Genomic DNA, 261 nt, shown 5'->3' on the forward strand with positions numbered 1-261 from the left:
TGAAGCCCAAGAGGTACATGACGCCGAAGGTGCCCAGCAGCGACACCACCGTGGCCACCGCCGGAATCACCGTGGCGCGCGCGCGGCGCAAAAACAGCCCGACCACCAGCACCACCAGCACGATCGACGCCATCAGCGTGAATTCGATCTCGCGCAGCGAGGAGCGGATGGAGTTGGTGCTGTCCGACGCCACGGCCACATGGATGTCCTGCGGCAACTGCGCCTGCAGCTCGGGCAGCAGGGCGCGCACGCCATCCACGG

General features: G+C 67.4%; 1 protein-coding gene. It reads right to left on the reverse strand.

The window, feature by feature from the left end; all coding sequences use genetic code 11:
• Nucleotides 1-261: efflux RND transporter permease subunit (locus tag QZH66_RS18190; protein ID WP_305807200.1), on the reverse strand; the 261-nt coding region annotated here is incomplete at both ends.

The organism is Stenotrophomonas sp. YIM B06876 (assembly GCF_030711595.1).
Classification (GTDB): Bacteria; Pseudomonadota; Gammaproteobacteria; order Xanthomonadales; family Xanthomonadaceae; genus Stenotrophomonas.